General features: G+C 55.8%; 23 protein-coding genes. 6 read left to right on the top strand and 17 right to left on the bottom strand.

Annotation, left to right across the window (positions count from 1 at the left end):
- Positions 1-90 precede the first annotated feature (90 nt).
- From ACR2TX_RS12300 to ACR2TX_RS12285, 4 genes are all read left to right on the top strand, one after another.
- Positions 91-1,092, top strand: coding sequence for a DUF2066 domain-containing protein (locus tag ACR2TX_RS12300; protein WP_346425830.1), 1,002 nt, complete (start codon positions 91-93; stop codon positions 1,090-1,092).
- Positions 1,089-1,658: a CDP-alcohol phosphatidyltransferase family protein gene (locus tag ACR2TX_RS12295; RefSeq protein WP_077728061.1), complete on the top strand. Its 570-nt coding sequence runs from the start codon at positions 1,089-1,091 to the stop codon at positions 1,656-1,658. Before ACR2TX_RS12300 ends, ACR2TX_RS12295 begins: the two co-directional genes overlap by 4 nt.
- Positions 1,659-1,725: 67 nt before the next feature.
- Positions 1,726-2,121, top strand: a complete 396-nt coding sequence (locus ACR2TX_RS12290; RefSeq protein WP_139841147.1) for a hypothetical protein — start codon at positions 1,726-1,728, stop codon at positions 2,119-2,121.
- Between the two features lie 239 nt (positions 2,122-2,360).
- Entirely contained in the window at positions 2,361-3,410 is a 1,050-nt protein-coding gene (locus tag ACR2TX_RS12285; RefSeq protein ID WP_077728059.1) for a COX15/CtaA family protein, read from the top strand.
- Between the two features lie 998 nt (positions 3,411-4,408).
- Here the strand turns inward: ACR2TX_RS12285 and ACR2TX_RS12280 are convergent.
- The 7 genes from ACR2TX_RS12280 to ACR2TX_RS12250 form a co-directional block, all read right to left on the bottom strand.
- Complete coding sequence (locus tag ACR2TX_RS12280) at positions 4,409-4,690, bottom strand: hypothetical protein (protein WP_077728058.1); 282 nt, start codon at positions 4,688-4,690, stop codon at positions 4,409-4,411.
- Positions 4,687-4,914, bottom strand: a complete 228-nt coding sequence (locus ACR2TX_RS12275; protein WP_077728057.1) for a TNT domain-containing protein — start codon at positions 4,912-4,914, stop codon at positions 4,687-4,689. Before ACR2TX_RS12275 ends, ACR2TX_RS12280 begins: the two co-directional genes overlap by 4 nt.
- A 3-nt stretch (positions 4,915-4,917) precedes the next feature.
- Complete coding sequence (locus ACR2TX_RS12270) at positions 4,918-5,271, bottom strand: hypothetical protein (protein ID WP_143735035.1); 354 nt, start codon at positions 5,269-5,271, stop codon at positions 4,918-4,920.
- A gap of 28 nt (positions 5,272-5,299) precedes the next feature.
- Positions 5,300-5,941 carry a hypothetical protein gene (locus ACR2TX_RS12265; RefSeq protein ID WP_143735034.1) on the bottom strand — a complete coding sequence of 214 codons (642 nt, stop codon included), beginning with the start codon at positions 5,939-5,941 and terminating at the stop codon, positions 5,300-5,302.
- 136 nt (positions 5,942-6,077) lie between these two features.
- Positions 6,078-6,437: a hypothetical protein gene (locus tag ACR2TX_RS12260; RefSeq protein WP_077728056.1), complete on the bottom strand. Its 360-nt coding sequence runs from the start codon at positions 6,435-6,437 to the stop codon at positions 6,078-6,080.
- Between the two features lie 8 nt (positions 6,438-6,445).
- Positions 6,446-7,756: an RHS repeat-associated core domain-containing protein gene (locus tag ACR2TX_RS12255; protein WP_077728055.1), complete on the bottom strand. Its 1,311-nt coding sequence runs from the start codon at positions 7,754-7,756 to the stop codon at positions 6,446-6,448.
- A gap of 173 nt (positions 7,757-7,929) precedes the next feature.
- Complete coding sequence (locus tag ACR2TX_RS12250) at positions 7,930-8,238, bottom strand: hypothetical protein (RefSeq protein WP_139841146.1); 309 nt, start codon at positions 8,236-8,238, stop codon at positions 7,930-7,932.
- A 214-nt stretch (positions 8,239-8,452) separates the two neighbouring features.
- Here ACR2TX_RS12250 and ACR2TX_RS12245 point away from each other — a divergent pair, with 214 nt between their 5' ends.
- Complete coding sequence (locus tag ACR2TX_RS12245) at positions 8,453-9,700, top strand: IS256 family transposase (protein ID WP_077728054.1); 1,248 nt, start codon at positions 8,453-8,455, stop codon at positions 9,698-9,700.
- Between the two features lie 32 nt (positions 9,701-9,732).
- Here ACR2TX_RS12245 and ACR2TX_RS12240 read toward each other — a convergent pair whose 3' ends face one another.
- From ACR2TX_RS12240 to ACR2TX_RS12195, 10 genes are all read right to left on the bottom strand, one after another.
- Positions 9,733-10,101, bottom strand: coding sequence for a hypothetical protein (locus ACR2TX_RS12240; RefSeq protein WP_434132283.1), 369 nt, complete (start codon positions 10,099-10,101; stop codon positions 9,733-9,735).
- Between the two features lie 958 nt (positions 10,102-11,059).
- Entirely contained in the window at positions 11,060-11,848 is a 789-nt protein-coding gene (locus ACR2TX_RS12235; RefSeq protein WP_434132281.1) for a hypothetical protein, read from the bottom strand.
- Complete coding sequence (locus ACR2TX_RS12230; protein ID WP_434132278.1) at positions 11,845-12,588, bottom strand: type III pantothenate kinase; 744 nt, start codon at positions 12,586-12,588, stop codon at positions 11,845-11,847. The genes ACR2TX_RS12235 and ACR2TX_RS12230 overlap by 4 nt, the downstream gene beginning before the upstream one ends.
- Positions 12,589-12,601: 13 nt before the next feature.
- On the bottom strand, positions 12,602-13,591 hold the full coding sequence (locus ACR2TX_RS12225) for a biotin--[acetyl-CoA-carboxylase] ligase (RefSeq protein WP_086133565.1): 990 nt from the start codon (positions 13,589-13,591) through the stop codon (positions 12,602-12,604).
- Between the two features lie 24 nt (positions 13,592-13,615).
- Positions 13,616-14,251 (bottom strand): PilZ domain-containing protein, encoded by a 636-nt coding sequence (locus tag ACR2TX_RS12220; protein WP_434111812.1) that lies wholly within the window; start codon positions 14,249-14,251, stop codon positions 13,616-13,618.
- 19 nt (positions 14,252-14,270) lie between these two features.
- Positions 14,271-15,548, bottom strand: coding sequence for a replication-associated recombination protein A (locus tag ACR2TX_RS12215; RefSeq protein ID WP_434132459.1), 1,278 nt, complete (start codon positions 15,546-15,548; stop codon positions 14,271-14,273).
- A 40-nt stretch (positions 15,549-15,588) separates the two neighbouring features.
- The gene (gene lolA / locus ACR2TX_RS12210) at positions 15,589-16,212 is read right to left on the bottom strand and encodes an outer membrane lipoprotein chaperone LolA (RefSeq protein WP_077728049.1); all 624 of its coding nucleotides are present in this window, start codon (positions 16,210-16,212) and stop codon (positions 15,589-15,591) included.
- 14 nt (positions 16,213-16,226) lie between these two features.
- The gene (gene purB / locus ACR2TX_RS12205; RefSeq protein ID WP_077728048.1) at positions 16,227-17,588 is read right to left on the bottom strand and encodes an adenylosuccinate lyase; all 1,362 of its coding nucleotides are present in this window, start codon (positions 17,586-17,588) and stop codon (positions 16,227-16,229) included.
- Between the two features lie 36 nt (positions 17,589-17,624).
- Complete coding sequence (gene mnmA / locus ACR2TX_RS12200; protein WP_077728047.1) at positions 17,625-18,749, bottom strand: tRNA 2-thiouridine(34) synthase MnmA; 1,125 nt, start codon at positions 18,747-18,749, stop codon at positions 17,625-17,627.
- Positions 18,750-18,753: 4 nt separating this feature from the next.
- The gene (locus ACR2TX_RS12195) at positions 18,754-19,233 is read right to left on the bottom strand and encodes an NUDIX hydrolase (RefSeq protein WP_077728046.1); all 480 of its coding nucleotides are present in this window, start codon (positions 19,231-19,233) and stop codon (positions 18,754-18,756) included.
- Positions 19,234-19,393: 160 nt separating this feature from the next.
- On the opposite strand from ACR2TX_RS12195, the gene ACR2TX_RS12190 reads away from it, so the two are divergent.
- Positions 19,394-20,146, top strand: a complete 753-nt coding sequence (locus ACR2TX_RS12190) for an elongation factor-1 alpha (RefSeq protein ID WP_077728045.1) — start codon at positions 19,394-19,396, stop codon at positions 20,144-20,146.
- The last annotated feature ends 81 nt before the right edge of the window (positions 20,147-20,227 follow it).

Raw genomic sequence — 20,227 nt, 5'->3', positions numbered from 1 at the left:
CTAAGGGATTGTGATATTGTACAACGCTCTTCGCCAACCTGCGGGAGGATCTTCGTGCGCCTCGTCGCCCTAGTCAGTTTGTGGCTCATAATGGTTTGTCCCAACCTTATGGCCGCGGAAATAAAAGGATTGTATCGAATGGACGTCGCCGTACAGAGCAAAGATGAATCGACACGTAACGAAGACATCCGCAAAGCTCTTGAGCAAGTCCTCAAGCGATTGGTCAGGACCGATGCCATGCAGTCCAAGGCCGTACGCTCCATGCTGGAAAAACCCGACCATTTCGTTCTGCAATACGAGTACATAACCAAGTCGGACACCGATGCGCCGCTCGACTATTTGCGCGTGGAGTTCGATTCGCCGCGCATTAACGACACCTTGCGTAAATCGAACATCAGTCCTTGGGGAGAACAGCGACCCGAAGTGCTGGTATGGCTTTCGATTGAGGATAATGCGGAAAAATCGATTTTCGTGGCCGATCAAATGCCGGAGATCGACCGCGCGCTACGTGCCGCAGCGGAGGAAAGCGGATTGCCCGTGACGGTTCCTTTGTGGGATTTGACCGACCAACAGAGTCTCAGCATCGACGACCTGGAAACCGGTAACGGAGAGCGAGTCAAGCAAGCGTCCGCTCGATACGAGACCGATGCCGTGCTCGCCGGACGCTTGTCGCATAGACCGGAGGGCACCTGGGATGCCGCTTGGCGAATTTACCTTCAAAATCTCGACGAGACTTGGCAGGGAAACTTTCCCGATCTCCAGGAAGCACTCCGGTCGGGTACATCCGGAGTCTACTCCCGCCTGGCCGAACGGTTCATTCCGCGTACCACGCAGGAAACGACTCTGGAATTGAAAATCGTCGGCCTGTCGTCTCTCGATGCGACCGATCGCGCAACCGCCTATCTGAGCCGGCTGTCTCAGGTCAAAAGGCTGGAGTGGATGGGAGTGGACGCCGATCATGCCTTGTTTAAGCTATACGTACTCGGCGACAGGGCGTCGTTGGAGGAGGCCCTCGCTTTAGGGCGGGTGTTGAGACCCGTCGCTAACGAGGACCGGCAGTTTTCCGGGTTAACCTACCGATTAGCCGAATGAAAGCACGTCATATACCCAATATCATTTCGGTTTGCCGAATCCTGCTCGTCTATCCTGTCATCAGTTCGATGCTGGAAAAGCGCTTCGATTGGGCTCTGACGCTGTTCGTGATTGCGGGTGTATCGGATGCTCTGGACGGTTTTCTAGCCAAGCATTTTCACTGGCAATCCCGTCTCGGCTCCTATATCGACCCTTTGGCCGACAAGCTGCTTCTGGTTTCGTCTTATATCGTGCTGAGCTTTATGGGATTGCTCCCGTTTTGGCTCATGGCCACCGTGGTCTTGCGCGACCTGGTGATATTCACCGGTGCAGTGCTGTATTACTTCCTGCTGCGGCCCTTCGAAGGGCAACCGCTCCTGATCAGCAAAGTGAATACATTGCTTCAGCTCTTTCTGGTATTCATCATACTCCTGCACCATGGCTTCGTGTCGTTGCCCGCCAGCCTCATCACCGGCCTGACCGCGATCGTATTTTTGACGACGCTGGTTAGCGGCGCGATGTACGTATATGTCTGGGGAAGCAGCTATTACCGCGAAACCCGAGTCTTGGGCATGCGCAATGACTAACGGCCATTTTTCCACGCTTCGATGGACGCGGTTATCCCGAGTTCGCCGCCATATACCGGCATTCTTGTTGAGCCTTCTTCCTCTCCCGGCGGTCGCCCAAGAACATTTCCGGGGACCCGGTGGAGCGCAAGGCGAAACCCTTTTTATCGAACCCAATAGTCCTCGCGCCAACGAAGATATCCTGATTTATTACCCGCGGCGCGGTTGCAACGACGACCGTGTCGATGCCCGGATGAAAGGAAACGAAATCGAGATCGTCGTCAACCACTACGGGCAGTGCCTTTATACCTTTCAACCGGAGGAAAGCGCCCTCCCCGGCTCCGGGCTTTACCGAACCTATCGAATTGGTCGACTGCCGGTCGGAAACTATCGCATTCGGTTGTATTATCAGGATTTATCCGAAAGTTCTCGTAGCCGCAGTTTCAGCATTTCGGAATCCTTTTCGGTCATGCCCGCTCGCTAGAGCATCTTCCGATGTGGTGTAGCGCCCCAGGCTGTCGTAGGTCGGGAATCCCTTCCCGACATCGTCGTCGGCAAAGGATTGCCGACCTACAAGCTTGTTTGCGCATGTATTCTGAGTGTGCGTGCCGAGTTCCCGATTCACGCCACTATACTGCGGCGAAAAACGCTCCGAACGCCGATACCGGCTCGCCGTCCGGCATCGTACAAACATAACATCCCAATCTTGTCGAAATATCAGTCATGAACGATACGGTCTCTTCCGACTTCAATCCCCAGAACGCTTTTCATTCAAACGCGACCGACTCGGCGATTTCCAAACGGTTCCGCCGCATCGGCCTGATTACGATCGCCGCCGTTTATTTCCTGATCCTGGTCGGCGGTATCGTACGGGCATCCGGTGCCGGCATGGGCTGCCCCGACTGGCCCACCTGTTTCGGCCGCTGGGTCCCGCCTACCGACGAATCCCAGCTGCCGCCGAATTACCATGAGATTTACGCCGAGCGCGGCTATGCGGATACCGAGTTCAATCCGCTCAAGACCTGGACCGAATATGTCAATCGGTTGATCGGTGTGAGTATCGGAGTGCTTATTCTGCTGACCTTGCTCTATGCGATTCCATATCTGAGACGAGACCGGGCGGTCTTCTTCCTCGCCTTATCCGTATTCTTATTGGTCGGGTTTCAGGGTTGGCTGGGATCTGCGGTCGTCGCCAGCAATCTGCGGCCGGTCATGATTACCGCCCACATGGTGACCGCTTTCGTGATCGTGTGTCTCCTGATCTACGCGATCGCGAGATCGCAGCAGGACACGATACGGAGGCTCGATACTGGCGCGCTATCGCCAAGATTCAAAACGGTCTTGGCGGTAGCGATGGGAATGACGCTGCTGCAAATCACCATGGGAACCCAGATCCGGGAGTCGGTGGACGTCATCGCCACGACCTTCGATCAAGCCGAGCGCCACCTTTGGCGGGAGGAATTTCCGATCATTTTCTACATTCACCGCTCGTTCTCCTCCGTCATTCTCTTCACAAACCTGTGGCTCGTCTGGAATCTGGCACGACGCCTCGAACGCGGACACCTGCTTCGAAACTTCGGCATCGCCTTGGGGGCTTTGGTGGTAGCCGCCATCGGCACCGGGGTAACGCTGGATCGTCTCGGATTTCCGGCTTTCGTACAGCCGATTCACCTCGTCCTGGCCAATCTGATCTTCGGAACCCAGTTTTTCCTGTTTATCGCATTGCGGTATTCGGAAAATCCAAGGCTCACGGCCGCAGCGCGCGTCGATTAGCCTGTAGAAACTATGCAGCGCCTAGCCTGCCAAGCTTGGCCTAGGTCGGGTTGAAGCGTTGCGGAAACCCGGCACAGCCGACGCTTGATCGAGGTCTAGTTTCGTACCTCACCCCGGGGTTTGTAGGGCGGGTTAGGCGCGCACAACGGAACCCCTGCTGGGCACGCTTGGATCCGATGCGTCGTAACCCGCCGTTTACCGAGTAGCCCCTTAGAGTGTTTTCATCTCGCTCGTACGGCAAAACAGGCCTGCAGGAGTCGTTGGCGCCTTCGGCCAGGGTAGATCGACTCAAGCTTTCGTAGGTCGGCAATCCTTTGCCGACGAAGACGCTCGGCCGGGACGTGGCGTCGGGAAGGGCGGCTTCGGCGCTCCCGAAGACGCCGTTTGCGATTGGGAGGGATTCCCGACCTACTCGCGAGTGCCCGTACAGTAGGTATGAAAATGCTCTAGCTTTCGCGTAATGCGCCGAATGAAATACTCCCATGCGGCGGAATACGCGAGTACGCTATTCCGCCCTACGCGGGCTGACCCCACCTTTTGCTTGCGGCGCAACTCGAACGGCGGGTTACGCGAATACGCTAACCCGCCCTACGGCCCTATTGCAAGACCTGACCCCACCTTTCCTGCGTTTCCGTAGCCGCCGACGTGTTCAATCTCGACATTTCCATTTCCCCCGCCCGCTGTGGCAGAGACGGGAAACAAAAGCGAAAATAATATTGCTTTGTAGAATTTGTTAAGCGCTTTCATGGTCGGTGTCTTCTTTTTACGTATAGCGAAGCCGTAGAAAAATCTGTGACAGAGTCAGGCTTTTGTTGCTGCACTTCGCCGTCTTCGGTTTTAGAGCGTTTTCATCTCGCTCGTACGGCAAAACAGGCTTGGCGGAAGTCGTTGGCGCCTTCGGCTCGGGTAAATGGATTCAAGCATTCGTAGGTCGGCAATCCTTTGCCGACGGACCCGCTGGCCCAACTGCACTTCTTTGCGAGCAAAACAAATCTGACTCATCGCGGTACCTTGATTGCCGTATTTAAGATATTTGTAGCTTCCGGCATCTCAGTAATCCCAAGCTTTGGACCGAATATGCTCTTAGCCCGCGTAGGGCGATCAGCAAGGCGCATGTCGGTCGCTTCGCGCCTACAATCGTCAATTAGCGCCTCTGGATCAATTCCAGTTTTTGAAATTTTGTGCCCATATCTATGGCTAACTACAACCTTGTAGACACCGTTAGACACTTCATCAATATCAAACGACCAGTCCGGCAACTCCGGGAATGAGCGAATCATGGTTTGACCTCCTTAAGAAATCCACCTCTAATCAAGTCTCCCAACTGCATTGAAGATCGAAATTGAGTTCCAAGACCCAGTTGTCCGAATGCGGGGGCAACGGTACCGGCCTGAACATCAAATGACTTCACGACCTCGAACGTGCGTAACGGTTGCTCCGCTACTCCTGGAGGGAGCGCTCTAGCCGCTGCCGGAGTTCCGCGTGGATTCGATGCAAAATGGATAGATCAATTTGGCAGTAATTCGTACCAGCGCGGATTTACCTGACGCCACTGACGAGTCACTCCATCTGCAGCAAAAGGCTCAGGCTTCTTTTCAGGCGCGTAGGCTAGAACAAAAGAATGTTCTTCGTCATGCGGACTAAAAAGCACCCAGCCTGGATAGGCCGAAATCTGCACATCAATCAATTCATCCGGCACCATTACTGTTGTATTTCGATTTAGCAATAAATCCGCGTGAATTTCGGCAATCCGCTTGTTAAATAGTAGCCAATGCTGGGCGTCACTAAGCGACACCCAATAGCCCCAACCTAACACTGTTGCTATTCCAAGGCTCCCCACAAGAACAAGCATTTTTTTCATACCTCTATAAACCTCCAACACCAAAAATCTAAGGCTTGGCTGGCTGCTGCCGGATATGCAAAAAGACGCCGCCATTGTCGTAATTTCTGTTGAACATCTGATTCAACTGGTTGTACTCAGGCTCAGTACAAACAAGGCAGCCGAGAGAGCTTCCACTTGCTGTGCCTTGGCGACCCGGATGAATTTGAATCCCCTCGTGTATAGACCCGTCAGGAAAGCGCACCTGATTCCAGTTATCTGTATTGGATATGGTAGGTCGTCCAGCATTTTTGTTCCGATCTACCATGAAGAAATCGCGGACTTTTCCAATTGGCCCTGGCTCAGGAACTCGGGGACGCGGAGTAACCCGATAATCACCTTCGGGGAGCTGATTGATGTTCAGAGATGTGCCAGTATTGAAAGTGCCTTGTAGCGGCTTGCTCCCTTGGTCGTCAGTTGCCCGATAATTAAAACCTTTACCCTGACGTGGCCATACTTCTACATCGGCTCGGGCTACCTGCACCGCCCCATTGCTGAAATCATAACCATCTTCGACTGGCTCAATATCTCGGATTGTCTGCGGTATCGATCCACCGCTTGGATGGGTGGGTCTGACGCCCGCAAAGACTGATATGTTCTGACTCCTCACTGGATTTAACCGCGACAGCCCCAACGGATCGGTAAAACTCACCGGATTGTTCCCGACATACGCATACGGGTTCAGCCCGCGTAGGGCGCATTAGCTTGAGCGTAATGCGCCGAATGGAACGTTCCCCACGCGGCGGAATACGCGAGTACGCTATTCCACCCTACGCGGGCTACTCGGGCTATTCAGATACATTAAATAAGTCATGCAACCCAATGTCGTTAGGATTATTCAAAAGAATTTGGTTTTTCTCGTCTACATAGCTCAGTTCAAAATGGCCTTTGCTCTCGCCGTCTTCAATTGCTCTTACACCATCCAAAACCGCAAGCAGACCAAATAGAGCCTCATGGACTGCGTCAGCGACAATGCTGCCAATATAATCTCTTTCTAACTCTGAAAGACTGTTATACCAATCTGAACGCATCTTTTCCTTTTGAGAAACCCTCCGCCCGGGAGGATTCTTCAGATTTGCGATCATATCTTCAACAGCCGCTTCCCCCACATATTGCTTAATTGCTTCAACAAACGCCTCATTATTCATATGTGCTCCTATTTAGAAAAAGCGCCTGGATACTTGTCTTTGTTCAGTTTAATCAACTCTTCCAGTGAACCATTCGGCGCATTGGTATAATTTCGAAGGTTTCGAATGTCTTTTGCGAGCAAATCGCGGGCGGAACCACTGTATTCGCCTTTTATTGTCGGAATTCGACTGTGTTCGCCACGAGGAATTGCTATTGAAGGGCCAGTCGCAGGATCGTACTCAGGAATCACCTGACCAACTGGGTGCTTTTGCGCAGCATGGTGAATATCTAGCCCATCGCCCGTGGATGAGCGGTTTGCAAGATCGCTAAACGTTCCGACTTCGTACTTTGCAACCTCGTTCGCAGTATAAATCGAATCCCTTGCATTGGACGTAAAGGGCAAAAACCCCGCGTCACCCGGCTTCCAATTGGCATTTGGATCGCCCAAGCTACTCGGAAAGAAAGTGCCGACCAGTGCCGCTCCGGGACCCGTGGCAAGGGCTCTCGCACCGCCTTGCAGGATCGGCGTTGCATATCGGGTAATTGCATTTTCGACGATCGGTAGAGACGTCGTTAATCTCGGCAACTGAGCCGCGATGGTCGTCCCAACCAGTGCCGCATTTCCACCCCCGTTCCCCGGATACCCCGAGACATTCGAGCTCGCGATCGGGGCCAACTTCGCCAACCCCAACGGATCGGTCAAACTCACCGGATTGTTCCCGACGTACGCATACGGGTTCACCCCATCCACAAAGCCCGCGGGGTCGCGTTGGGTGAAGCGGCCGATCTGGGGATCGTAGTAGCGCGCCCGGTAATACATGAGCCCGGTGGCGTCGGGTTCGCGGCCGGCGTAGCCGTAGCGCGGGAGAGCCCCGCCGGCGAGGGGCTGGCCGAAGGCGTCGTAGCGGGCGCTGGCGGTGATCGATCCGGCGGCATTGGTCACGGCCACCACCGAACCGAGGGCGTCGGCATGGTAATACGCGGTGCCGCCGGCACCGGTCCGGATCACCGGACGGTCGAGCCCGGCATAGGTGTACAGCGCCTGCGCCTGGGTCCAGGTGTTGCCGTAGTCACTCCAAACTTCCGCCCTGGCATAGACGGAGCGCCGGGGCGTCCCGTCCACCGAGGTTTCGATACGGCGACCCTGATGATCGTAGGCGTAGGTTTCCGGCGCAATCCCGGTGCCGCTCGCGGCCACCAGCCGCTCCAGGGCATCGTAGCTTAAGGCGAGGGTCGCCCCGCCGCCGCTCCGCTGAATCAGATTGCCGGCCAGATCGTAGGTGTAGCCCGCGTAGGGCGCATTAGCGTTAGCGTAATGCGCCGAATGAAATACTCCCATGCGGTGGAATACGCGAGTACGCTATTCCGCCCTACGCGGGCTGGAAAGCCCGTAGGCTGGGTTGAAGCTTTGCGGAAACCCGGCACAGCCAAGTCTTGAACCGCTGGGTTTCGTACCTCAACCCAGCCTACGCGGGCTTGATCCGGATAACAGTATCTACGCGGGCTACAATTTCAGAGTTGCAGGAGCTCTTCTATCGCAGCATCAAGTAATGAATACAGGGTGGAAACATCGGTGAATGTTGAATCGCGAACTATCACCGTTTCACCAGACTCCCCATTAACAACAATCCATTCCGTCGTACCTGATCCCCAAACAGTAAAGCTCGCCAAAAATGATCCACACTCCAGAACTACTGCAGCTTTGTTTCCGTCGCTTTCGGATTCGGGCAACCGTAGTTCAATCCGATCAAAAGTATTCGCCAGATTTCTTGATAGATACCATGATTTAACTTCTTTGGGAGCAAAACAAATCTGACTCATCGCGGTACCTTGATTGCCGTATTTAAGATATTTGTAGCTTCCGGCATCTCAGTAATCCCAAGCTTTGGACCGAATATGCTATTAGGACCAAAAATCTTCCCTGTAACTCCATCAGGAGTTATGCTCGAAAGTTGTGGATAAGGGGCTGAGGTAGGCGGCGTATTCTTGATGGTCTTCGAGGTCATCAATTCCTGTTGAGAGGAGCGAATACGCCATGCATGAAGATAAAGTCATTCCGCTGAAGAATCCAGGGACACCCGCCCCGGTTGCCGATGCCCTGACGGAACTGGCGCGGGAAGGCGCCCAGCGAATGCTGGCGGCGGCGATCGAAGCGGAGGTGGCCGCCTTTCTGGAACGGTTCAAGGACGAGAAGACGGCGGACGGCCGCCAGCGGGTGGTGCGGAACGGTCATCTGCCGACGCGGTCCATCCAAACCGGCGTCGGCGCCGTCGAGGTCACGGTGCCGCGGGTGCGGGACCGGGCGAAGACGATCCGGTTTACCTCGGCGATTCTGCCGCCCTACCTTCGGCGGACCAAGAGCCTTGAGGACCTGTTGCCCTGGTTGTACCTGAAAGGGGTCTCGACCGGGGATTTTCAAGAAGCGTTGACGGCATTGCTGGGCCAGGAGGCGCCGGGGCTATCGGCGAGCACCATCAGCCGCTTGAAAGAGACGTGGAAGGACGAGCATCAACGCTGGTCGCGGCGGGATTTGTCGAACCGGCGCTATGTGTATCTTTGGGTGGATGGCCTCCATTTCGGGGTGAGGCTGGAGGATGCGGCCCAATGCATTCTGGTGGTGATTGGGGCTACGGCGGACGGCCGAAAGGAGTTGCTGGCATTGGCCGATGGCTATCGGGAGAGCGAGGCGTCCTGGCGCGAGGTGCTGTTGGATCTCAAGGCCCGTGGCCTCACGGTCAATCCGCACCTGGCCACCGGGGATGGCGCCCTCGGCTTTTGGAAAGCCTTACCACAAGTGTACGGGACCACCCGTGGCCAACGCTGTTGGGTCCACAAGACGGCCAATGTGCTGAATAAGCTGCCCAAGAGTCAGCAACCCAAAGCCGCGCTGCACGAAATCTGGATGGCCGCGACCCGGCCGGAGGCGGAGAAAGCGTTTGATCATTTCCTGACGGGGTATCGGCCCAAGTATCCCAAGGCGGTGGCGTGTTTGGAAAAGGATCGGGAGGCGCTGTTGGCGTTCTACGCTTTTCCGGCGGAGCACTGGATTCACCTAAGGACCACCAATCCGATCGAATCCACCTTTGCCACGGTCCGGTTACGAACCGCCAAAACGCGCGGCTGCGTGTCACGGGGAAGTATCCTCGCGATGGTGTTCATGCTGGTGAAAAGCGCCGAGCGGCACTGGCGGAAACTGAATGGAATCCCCCGTTTAGCCCAAGTCATCGAGGGAGTCGTGTTCAAGGATGGAGTTCAGGAAGACGTCGAGAAAGTCGCCGCCTGAGCCCACCCCCGTACACAACATTTGACCATTACTCAATGAAGTCTGACGAGTTGGCCTGTACTAGCGGCCAGCGAAAGCTGGGAGATCATGACTTTCTGTGCTTCGCTGGGCGTATTAGTCGTCGGGTAGACGATCCAAAATACCGCCGCGGACTGCTCCACATATCCAGTAGGCCCGAGATGGTATGGACAGTTGTTGACATTATTACAGGCTTGGGGATCTACCCAGACATAAAAGCCCGATCCACTTGCCTGGGTTGCGTACACTTTGCACCAGTCTTGAGTCCATCCCGGACCGACCGCCCACCCGGATACCGGAATCGACAGCACAACGGCCAGAACGCTGTATAAACCCGATCGAAACGGCGTTTTTGTTACGCGTGGCACAATTGTTCGCTGCATGGCTTGCTCCTGGTTTTTAGAAATTGAAGTCGCCCCCTGCCCCGTTTTCGCAACCATAGAAAATCCGGGAAACGAAGGCTATTCCACTTCGCTCTGCATGGAGCGCTCATGTCTAGATCGTGTCAGCCTAAATCCAGCAAACGCCCCGAAGCCCAGAACATGGGCTATCAAATCTCGAACATCCGCCCGCCTACAGCGCGCAGCATCAGTGGGCGAAAAACGAACGACCTTAGCCAAGGGCTTAACCGCCGAATAGGAGGGGGCGACGCGGTGTCATCATGGCCATTCCGGACGACGCCTATGGCGCACCCGAACAGCCTGCCGCAGAGTCGGGTTTTGTTTTCGTCTGAAATCCGAATAATGGCTCGATCAAGCCCCCCGCGGCTCTCGTACTTGCGCGCAAGTTTGACGGCTGTAACTCAAGCGTGACAAGTCAGCCAAAGCTGAAAAATATGTAAGCCTTAGCGGACGGATGTTGAGGTGTGAATAATTGAAGTGCTCACGCCATTACGGGTTTAGAGCGTTTTCCATCCCGGTGTACGGATTCGTGCCAGGAGGGGAGAACGTAGGTCGGCAATCCCTTGCCGACAAAGCCCTTCGCCGAGCCGATACGTCGGCAAGGGATTGCCGACCTACATATCCGAATCCCTTACACCGATTCGGAAAACGGGCTAGCCAGAGAGGGGGGACACGAGGGCGTAAGAAAGGGCATGCGCAACGGCTTTCAGATCCACACCGCTAAACTGTGGTGAAAAATGCTCAAGGCACTCGTTGATGTGGTCGGCGAATCCACTTACGAGATCGCTGCCTTATGCAAGCTGTCGAGAAACGAGCCACATCTCAGGCGTCGGCAAAGGATTGCCGACCTACGCCTTTCCAGAAATGAAACACATCCGTCGGGGAAGGATTATCGACCTTCGGCACTGCCCCCAGCGGATTTATCGAGGATAGCGGCCGGTCAATCACAGGGAATGAGTGCCGGGGATAACCCCGCTGCGCCCTTCGCATCCGTAGACTTCAGAATTTCGTCCAAGTCCGATGCTGGACGAGTCCATGGAATCCGAACCCAATAAGCCTCGTTTCGCACTTGGCGGGGTACTACCTCGGTAATGATGCCCTGTTCCGTGAATGTCTTCTGAGCCTGCTCGGCTCGGTTTCTGGTTTTAAAAAGACCAAGGGATATCGCGCCTTGTAAAGCGCCCTTGTCGAACAGCCAAAGGTCGGTTACTCCTTTCTCGAGCAGCATCTTCCGGTTCGCCTTGGCGGTATCCAGATCGTGAGCCTTGGGAAACAGCACCCACCAACCGTCGGTCAGATCCGAAGGTTTCTTGATAAGGTTAGCCTGATCGGACTCAGGCTTAACCAGATTCAAGACTTCGCGCGCCCGCGTCTCGTCCGTAATCGGGCCCCACTGAAAACAGCCCGATTCCACGGCCCGTGTCGACAATGTGGACGGCGTGTCGGTAGGTACTTCCGATTTTTGGGCCGACTCCGATTCGACAATCGATGTCGTCCCCTTGATCTGTTCCGGCTTAGCCTCGGTCGTGGACACCTCTGCCAAAACCAGGTCAGGGGCTTTTTCGGGCAACCCAGTGCGCTCGCTGAGCAAAGCTATTTGTTCCACGACATGGGGGAGCCGCAATTCCTGATAGGACGACGCATTACTGACTCCCCGCCCGAGTATGCTGCTTTCCCACAGGAAAAATACGACGTTCGCCAGAATCAGACTATAAAAAGCATACTTCATGAAACGCTTCTCGCGATGCGGAGCAATCCCCGCAATATCAGATCCGGAACCACCTTACACGGGCCGTCGAGTTTGTCGGCAATCCTATCCGCATCGCCGCCGGTAATGACCAAATCGGGTACATGCCCCAATTCTTTCTCCGCTTTTCCGACCGATCTCTCGATCAGTCCCGCGCAAGCGGCTAATACTCCGCCTTCTACGGCTGCGGCTGTGCTCCGTCCTAAAACCTCGGGATCGCCGCAGTCGATCTCTCCGATGCCCTTCGTTTCCAGCACCAACGCCCGTTTCATCATCGCCAAGCCGGGCGCGATGAGGCCGCCGAGATGCCGGCCTTGCGCATCAAGTACGTCGAAGGTCAACGCGGTACCACAGTCGGCGACACAGACCGGCCCATTGCTGAACTCCCGCGCGGCAATCAGACTCACCCAACGGTCGACCCCTAGCTTTTCCGGCTTTTCGTAACCGTTCACCACACCGTAGCCTCGATCGGCCGGTTTGACGAAGTTTGGCGAAACTCCCCAGCGTCTTTGGGTCCAGGCCGTTGCGATGTGTTCCGCCTCGCCGCCGACAACGTTACAGATATATATGCGGCGCTGTATGGGCAGAGTCAGCCAGTGGCGGTCGAATGACTCTTCTAGCGATTCGCCAGCCGAAGGGAAAGATTCGCCCGAAACAATCCGATTGTCTTGCGCGACTCCCCATTTCACTCGGCTGTTGCCGATGTCGACCAAAAGCCGCATGACAGTCTCCGGCTCAGCCGGCGATCCGGAGCCGCACATCACCGGACGCGAACTCGCGGCGTTTCCCGTCCTTGCACACCACGACCAGCAACCCTTCTCCGGTAACATCCGCAACTGTGCCGGCGGTTTCCGTATCGCCCTGACGGACGACCACCTCGCGCCCGGTCAGATGATGATAGCGACGCCATTCAGCAAGATAGGGCCCAAGTCCGGTGTGCCGATAATCGTTCAGCAAAGGCAAAAGCTCGCTCAGAATCGAGGCGGCCAGGCGGTTTCTCGAGGGAGCCGATGCGCCGGCCACCGTGGCAAGATCGACCCACGCCTGATCTATCCCGCGCCCCACGACGGGGGGAATGTAGCGGTTCAGCCCCAAGCCCACGATCACGGCGCATCCGCCATGGGCTTCCCCGGCGACCTCCAGCAAGATCCCCCCCAATTTGCGATCTTCCCACAAGATGTCGTTCGGCCACTTGAGTCCGACCCCGATAATCCCCGTCCGGTCCAGTGCCCGAATCACGGCTACTCCGACAGCCAGGCTAAGTCCTGCCACACGGGAGTGATCGTCGAAACGCCACAAGACCGAGAGATAAATATTTGCTCCCAGGGGCGAAAGCCAGGAACGACCTATTCGTCCCTTGCCGGCCGTCTGCGTTTCCGCGAGGCATACCGCCCCCGAGGGAGCACCTTTCGCAGCGAGGCGCATCAAATGCGTATTTGTCGAATCGATCTCGTCGCAGATGTCGAGACCGCCGAGCAGCCGGCCGGCGCTCGGACTCAACGAGGATTGGATGACTGTTTCGCTGAGCAATTCAACGGGCTGGGTCACCCGGTAGCCTTTGCCCGGCAAGGCAGCGATTTCAATCCCACGGTATTGCAGGGCACGAACGGCTTTCCAGACTGCCGTTCTGCTGATACCGAGGCGACTCGCCAGTTCCGTTCCGGAGTGAAAGCCATTGTCGGACAGCAAATGAAGCAGGGTCTTAGTCAGCGCATCGTACTGCATGAATAAAGCGGGGCGCGGAAGCGCTTATTCCGATGGCTGTTTCTTGTTTCTAAGCTGCTGCAGCTGCCGTCTGACGACGTGGCGAATCAGCAGCTCCCGATCGCTGTCGCGCAAGCCGACGAAATCCACGGAAATTTGGTAAGGCAGCTCGGAATCGGGCCCGTTCTTTTTGCAATAAACGATACGACCGTACGCAGTTAACCCGATCAGATCAGGCGGCAAGACCATCTTGATTTCCAGCACTTTACCTGGAGCATAGGGCTTTTCCACATCGAAGGATAAACCGGAAGCGCTGAGGCTAACACCTTGAGTGGTCTGCTCCGGCAAGTTGGCCTCGTAGCTCAGGAAGGCCCGGGCGATGAGATCGATTTTGCGCTCCAGAACCTTCAAGAAATCGCCGATTTCCGGAGTGTCTTTTTCTATTCGCCGCAGCAGCTTTCGGGACTCCTGAGTCAGCAAATCCAGGCTGGCTGAAAGGGCGAAAGAATCCAAGGGAAAGTCCCGCGGACTTCGGTTATCAGGAATCTCATCGGGCGCTATTTCCCTGAAAAAAAGAATAATCTCGTCTTCTATCCGAAAATATCGCCTGCGCTCCTTTTCCGCGTCCCTGCCACTCATCGGTTCCGTCCCCTCGTCATGATCCGCTTGGTGGTCGACCATAAAACTCATCCGATAGTAACTAAGTCTTATCCAGAGCCGCCTTATCTAAAACCTTCAGCCGTTCCAATTTTTCCGCGATCTTGATTTCCAGCCCTCTCGAAACCGGCTTGTAGTATGCACGGGGCGGAAACCCTTCGGGGAAATAATTTTCACCCGCCGCATACGCTTCGGGTTCATCATGAGCGTAACGGTAATGCTTTCCGTAATCGAGTTCCTTCATCAAGCGCGTGGGGGCGTTGCGAAGATGAGTCGGCACTTCCAAACTGCCGGTTTTGGCAGCATCGGCACGAGCCGTATTATAGGCGACGTATACCGCATTGCTCTTGGGGGCACAAGCGAGATACAGAACCGCTTGAGCCAGGGCCAGTTCGCCTTCCGGGCTGCCGAGACGCTCCTGAGCATCCCAGGCGTTCAGGGACAGCTCCAGCGCGCGCGGGTCCGCATTGCCGATATCCTCGCTGGCGATACGGACGATGCGGCGTGCGAGATAAAGCGGATCGCAGCCGCCGTCCAGCATGCGGCACAGCCAGTACAAGGCCGCGTCCGGAGCGCTGCCCCGCACCGATTTGTGCAGCGCGGAAATCTGGTTATAAAAATCCTCGCCCTGCTTGTCGAATCGCCGGTTTCCGCCGCCGGCGAGCACTTCCCGTGCGATGTCCGGGGTGATTTTGTCTTGTCCCACTTCCAACAGATCGAGAGTGATCTCCAGCAGACTCAGGACTTTTCGAGCATCACCGTCGGCCGCCTTGGCGTACCAGCAGCGAAGCTCCTCGGGAAATCCGAGGTCCGGCCGGCCGACGCCTCGTTCGCCATCCTGCAAGGCCCGCTCGATAAGGTCGAGCAAATCGTCTTCCGACAAGGACTTCAACAGGTAAACGCGGGCACGCGAAAGCAAGGCGTTGTTCAGCTCGAAGGACGGATTCTCGGTGGTGGCGCCGATGAAATAGATGGTGCCGTCTTCCACATGGGGCAGAAAGGCATCCTGCTGGGATTTATTGAAACGGTGCACTTCGTCCACGAATAGAATGGTACGGCGATTATGGTCGGTCAAAAGCCGCTTCGCCTCGGCCACCGCTTCGCGGATTTCCTTGACGCCCGCCAGTACCGCCGAAATCGGCAGGAATTCCGCGTCGGCGTGGCGGGCGACGATCCGCGCCAAGGTCGTCTTGCCGGTGCCGGGCGGTCCCCAGAAAATCATCGAATGAAGCTTGCCGGCCTTGATGGCCTCATAAAGAGGCTTGCCGGGCGATATCAAATGCCGCTGGCCGATATACTCGTCCAGGCAGCGGGGCCGCATCCGGTCGGCCAGAGGTCTCTGAAGATCCGTATTCACGCGTTTATTTTTCCTCGAATACGTCGACTCCCGGCGGAGGGCGGAATTCGAACAGGCTGCGGTCCAGCTTGAGTCCCGTTTTTACCCCGGTGAAATAGATGCGGGTGAGCTGGCCGAAATTGTCGCTCAGTTCCATCCCCGCGAGCGTGTCGCCGTCCAGGCCGATCAGGACGTATTTGAATCCGCTGTCTTCGGCCTTCGGCACCAGCTTGATCCAGAACAAGCCCTCGTCCATGCCCTGATTCTCGATCTTGAAATTCTTTTCCAGCGCCACTTCGCCGCTCAGCAGCAGGGCCGGCGTGGAACCGATCGCATCGTCGAGGCGCTTGGCGGTTACCTGTTCGAGGTCGACGTCGTAGAACCAGACCTTGCCGCCATTGGAAACGATTTCCTGGCTGTAAGGCTTCTTGTAATCCCAGCGGAACTTGCCGGGACGCTGGAGATAGAACACGCCGCTGGTACGCTGGCGGGGACTGCCGGCTTCATCGATCACGACCTGGGAAAATTCCGCCTGTAGGGTATTCGCTTTCGCCAGGAAATTCCGGAGCCGCTGGACCGGCGCCTCTTCCGCCGCTATCGGAAAGACCGGAAGAACGATCAATAAAAGAAGTAATGCTTTTTTGAACATCGTTTGTTTGTTACTCAAGAGTTCTTGGCCAGAACTTCCGCATAGCCGGTGTAATCGCGGGGCGTCAACGCCAGCAAGCGCTGCTTCGCGTCTTCCGGAATGCTCAGCCCGAGGATGAACTCGGACAGCGCCTCCGGCTCGATGCGCTTGCCCCGGGTCAGGTCCTTCAGCTTTTCGTAAGGCTTTTCGATGCCGTAACGGCGCATGACCGTTTGAATCGGCTCCGCCAGCACTTCCAGATTGGCGGCAAGATCGGCTTCCAGTACGCCCGCGTCGAGTTCGAGCTTCCCGAGCCCCTTGAGGGTCGATTGCAGCGCGATCAGCGTATGGGCGATCCCTACGCCGATGTTCCGCAGCACGGTCGAATCGGTCAAATCCCGCTGCCAGCGCGAGATCGGCAATTTTTCAGAAAGATGACCGAAGACCGCATTGGCCATCCCGAGATTGCCTTCCGAATTCTCGAAATCAATGGGATTGACCTTGTGCGGCATGGTCGAAGATCCCACTTCGCCAGCCACGGTTTTCTGGCGGAAATAGCCCAGCGAAACATAACCCCACACGTCGCGGTCGAAATCGATCAGCACAGTGTTGAAACGCGACAGGGCGTGGAAAAACTCGGCAAGATAATCGTGAGGTTCGATCTGGGTGGTGTAAGGATTGAACGTCAAACCCAAAGACGTAACGAAGTTTCGGCAAAAGATCGGCCAATCGATCTCGGGATAGGCAACCCGGTGGGCATTGTAATTGCCCACGGCACCGTTGATCTTGCCCAATAGTTCGATCGACTCCAATTGCTTCAGCTGTCTTTCGAGGCGGGCCGACACGTTGGCGAACTCCTTGCCCATGGTCGTCGGCGTAGCGGATTGTCCGTGGGTACGAGACAGCATCGGCTGGCCAGCATAAATCCCCGCCTTTTCTTTGATGGCGGCAACCAGTTGCCGAATCTGCGGCAGCAGAACGCTGTCCCGAGCTTCCTTCAGCATCAAGGCATACGCCAGATTGTTGATATCCTCAGAGGTGCAGGCGAAGTGGATGAACTCGCTCACCCGAACCAATTCCACATGATCGGCGATCTTTTCCTTGAGGAAATATTCCACCGCCTTGACGTCGTGATTGGTCGTCCTTTCGATTTGTTTCACGCGTTCCGCATCGCTTACGGAGAAACCGGTCAGGATAGCCTCCAGGCGATCGTTGGCGCTATCGCTCAGCGCAGGCACCTCGCCAATGCCCGGCTCTCCTGCCAAAGTTTGCAGCCACCGAACTTCCACCAGCACCCGGAAACGAATGAGGCCGTATTCGCTGAGGATCGGGCGCAACTCGTCCGCTTTGTCGGCATAGCGCCCGTCGATGGGGGAAAGGCAGGTGAGAGACGTCATTCAGAAAACCTTAACTTTATAGTGAGATTGCGAAACTCAGGCCACAGCCCGAAAAACCGACGTCGAGGTCGGGGCGGCATCTAACGCGCGCTCGATGATCCCGCCGCCCAGGCACTCCTCGCCCTGATAGAACACCACCGATTGGCCCGGAGTCACGGCGCGCTGCGGTCGATCGAAGACGACGCGGATTCTCTGTTCGTCGACAGCTTCGACGGTACAGATCTGATCCGGCTGACGGTAACGGACTTTTGCAGCGCATCGAACAGGCGTATCGGGAGCCTTGCCGCGCACCCAGCTCAAGCTTCCGGCTTCCAGGCCGGCATGGAACAGCATCGGATGATCATGCCCCTGACCAACGACCAGAACATTGCGCTTCAAATCCTTGGCCAATACATACCATGGCTCTTCCGAGGCGCCTTTCATGCCGCCGATGCCGAGTCCTTGCCGTTGCCCCAGGGTGTAATACATCAACCCGTCGTGGCGTCCGATGATTTGACCGTCGGGCGTTTCAATCTCGCCCGGCTGAGCAGGCAAGAAACGCTGCAAGAATTCCTTGAAACGACGCTCGCCAATGAAGCAAATGCCGGTGCTGTCTTTCTTCTGATAATTGGATAATCCCGCCTGCTCGGCGCGCTTTCTGACCTCGGATTTTTCCATGCCCCCGATCGGGAACAACACGCGAGCCAACTGCGGCTGCCCCAGGGTGTAAATGAAATAGCTTTGATCCTTCTGTTGATCGATCCCTTTCAGCAGAGTGTAACCGCCGTCCCGACGTCCGACCCGCGCGTAATGCCCCGTCGCGATCAAATCGGCGCCTAAATCCGTCGCATAATCCATAAAGGCTTTGAACTTGATCTGCTGATTACAGAGGATATCCGGATTGGGCGTGCGGCCAGCTCTATACTCGCTCAGGAAGATCTCGAACACCTCGTCCCAATATTCGGCGGCAAAATTGACCGCGTGCAGCGGGATGCCCAGTTTGTCGCAGACGCCTTTCGCGTCGGCGAAATCCTGTGGAGCGGTGCAAAGGCCGGTATGATCGTCCTCCTCCCAATTCTTCATGAAAAGACCGATCACGTCATAGCCCTGTTCCAGGAGCAACAAAGCGGTGACGGAGGAATCCACTCCGCCTGACATACCGACGACGACTTTCTGGGACATGAATTCAACTCAGCAAGGATTTGAGCACCGACAAGGGATAGCGTTCCCCGGCGAGATAATCGTCGATGCATTTCATCACCAAAGGACTTCGAAGACGCATTTTCTCGCTCAAAAGTTCCTCGCGGGTCAGCCACAAACTGCTCACGATGCCCTCGTCGAGAGGACTATCCGGATCGTGACCATCAACCGACCCGACAATTCCGATTCGAAGAAAACTGGCGTCTCCCGCAGCCCGGCGCCATAGATAAATCCCAACCAGTGCCTCGGGTCTGAAATGCCATGCGGTCTCTTCGAAGGTTTCGCGGATAGCGGCCTCGATGACGTTCTCTCCTGCTTCGACATGACCTGCGGGCTGATTGATCACAAGCTTGCCGTTATCGGCTCGCTCCTCGACTACGAGAAAACGCGCGTCCCGCTCGACGATGGCCGCGACGGTGACTCGCGGCCTCTCATTCCGGCTGAATTCGGTTTCGAGCTGGTGCATGCACTTTTAACTGATGTGTAAATTGCCTAGCCGGTTCGCGTGTGCTAAAAGAAAAACGGCCATATAACATATAGAATTAGAATGTTGCGAGGTTTGTCGATGCCCGGTGGGCAGGCTAGGATAAACCCTCTAACTTACCCCTTCCGGCTGGAGCTGAATCATGCCGTTCAACCTAAGCAGTTTAGGATTAGCGATAAAGCTGTTATTTTCCGGTTATTTGACGGTCATAGCAATCGGCTATGCCGTCGCAATGATCCAGATCCTGTTTACCCACGGAATGGCTGACGGCAAATTCGGTCTTTCCATCGAAGATATCGTCTACAGCTATTACGGCAATCGTTCCGGTTCCGTACTTGAAAGCCAGCTGAACGGCTCCATGAAGCCCATGGCGCCGGACGAAGAACGCTTCAAGATCATCCAATGGGTGCGCGACGGCGCCAGCGAGAAAGCTTATGAAAGCGACATAAAGCCCATCTTCGAGCAACGCTGCGTCAGTTGTCACAATGCGGAAGCCGGCGGATTGCCCGACTTCACGCAATTCGCGACCATCAAAGCGCGGACCGCATCCGACGAGGGCGCGACTTTCTCGTCATTGACGCGCGTGTCGCATATTCATTTATTCGGCATTTCATTCATTTTCATGTTCGTCGGACTGATCTTCGCCTTATCCACGGGAGTTCCCGTGAAACTGAAGGGCGCGGCGATCATCATGCCTTACGCTTTCTTACTGCTTGACATCACATCCTGGTGGCTGACTAAACTGAACCCACACTTCGCCCTCCTGGTCGTTCTTGGAGGCGCTGGTTTGGCTATGGCGTTCGTATTCATGTGGGTGGTCTCGATGTACGAGATGTGGATACTCCCCAGAAAGCTTCCTTTTCCGGATCGTCGTAACGCTTTAACGCGATCGTGAAACCTATGGCGAATGGTTGTGACGGGAAATCATTTATACCAAGGGCGGTCTAATACAACGGAGCCCGCAGATGCTATAGTA

Source organism: Methylocaldum sp. GT1BB (assembly GCF_051027545.1).
Taxonomy (GTDB): Bacteria; Pseudomonadota; Gammaproteobacteria; order Methylococcales; family Methylococcaceae; genus Methylocaldum.
This window is presented reverse-complemented; position numbering and strand designations above follow the sequence as displayed.

Bases quoted from the DNA above. Each gene is read 5' to 3' on its own strand.
- ACR2TX_RS12255 (WP_077728055.1), bottom strand. From the start codon at position 7,756: ATGGGAGTATTTCATTCGGCGCATTACGCTAACGCTAATGCGCCCTAC.
- ACR2TX_RS12285 (WP_077728059.1), top strand. From the start codon at position 2,361: ATGAACGATACGGTCTCTTCCGACTTCAATCCCCAGAACGCTTTTCAT.
- ACR2TX_RS12190 (WP_077728045.1), top strand. From the start codon at position 19,394: ATGCCGTTCAACCTAAGCAGTTTAGGATTAGCGATAAAGCTGTTATTT.
- ACR2TX_RS12195 (WP_077728046.1), bottom strand. From the start codon at position 19,233: ATGCACCAGCTCGAAACCGAATTCAGCCGGAATGAGAGGCCGCGAGTC.
- ACR2TX_RS12230 (WP_434132278.1), bottom strand. From the start codon at position 12,588: ATGCGGCTTTTGGTCGACATCGGCAACAGCCGAGTGAAATGGGGAGTC.
- ACR2TX_RS12295 (WP_077728061.1), top strand. From the start codon at position 1,089: ATGAAAGCACGTCATATACCCAATATCATTTCGGTTTGCCGAATCCTG.
- ACR2TX_RS12240 (WP_434132283.1), bottom strand. From the start codon at position 10,101: ATGCAGCGAACAATTGTGCCACGCGTAACAAAAACGCCGTTTCGATCG.
- ACR2TX_RS12225 (WP_086133565.1), bottom strand. From the start codon at position 13,591: ATGCAGTACGATGCGCTGACTAAGACCCTGCTTCATTTGCTGTCCGAC.
- lolA (WP_077728049.1), bottom strand. From the start codon at position 16,212: ATGTTCAAAAAAGCATTACTTCTTTTATTGATCGTTCTTCCGGTCTTT.
- mnmA (WP_077728047.1), bottom strand. From the start codon at position 18,749: ATGTCCCAGAAAGTCGTCGTCGGTATGTCAGGCGGAGTGGATTCCTCC.
- ACR2TX_RS12250 (WP_139841146.1), bottom strand. From the start codon at position 8,238: ATGAGTCAGATTTGTTTTGCTCCCAAAGAAGTTAAATCATGGTATCTA.
- ACR2TX_RS12260 (WP_077728056.1), bottom strand. From the start codon at position 6,437: ATGAATAATGAGGCGTTTGTTGAAGCAATTAAGCAATATGTGGGGGAA.
- purB (WP_077728048.1), bottom strand. From the start codon at position 17,588: ATGACGTCTCTCACCTGCCTTTCCCCCATCGACGGGCGCTATGCCGAC.
- ACR2TX_RS12300 (WP_346425830.1), top strand. From the start codon at position 91: ATGGTTTGTCCCAACCTTATGGCCGCGGAAATAAAAGGATTGTATCGA.
- ACR2TX_RS12235 (WP_434132281.1), bottom strand. From the start codon at position 11,848: ATGAAGTATGCTTTTTATAGTCTGATTCTGGCGAACGTCGTATTTTTC.
- ACR2TX_RS12280 (WP_077728058.1), bottom strand. From the start codon at position 4,690: ATGATTCGCTCATTCCCGGAGTTGCCGGACTGGTCGTTTGATATTGAT.
- ACR2TX_RS12220 (WP_434111812.1), bottom strand. From the start codon at position 14,251: ATGGTCGACCACCAAGCGGATCATGACGAGGGGACGGAACCGATGAGT.
- ACR2TX_RS12270 (WP_143735035.1), bottom strand. From the start codon at position 5,271: ATGAAAAAAATGCTTGTTCTTGTGGGGAGCCTTGGAATAGCAACAGTG.
- ACR2TX_RS12215 (WP_434132459.1), bottom strand. From the start codon at position 15,548: ATGCGGCCCCGCTGCCTGGACGAGTATATCGGCCAGCGGCATTTGATA.
- ACR2TX_RS12245 (WP_077728054.1), top strand. From the start codon at position 8,453: ATGCATGAAGATAAAGTCATTCCGCTGAAGAATCCAGGGACACCCGCC.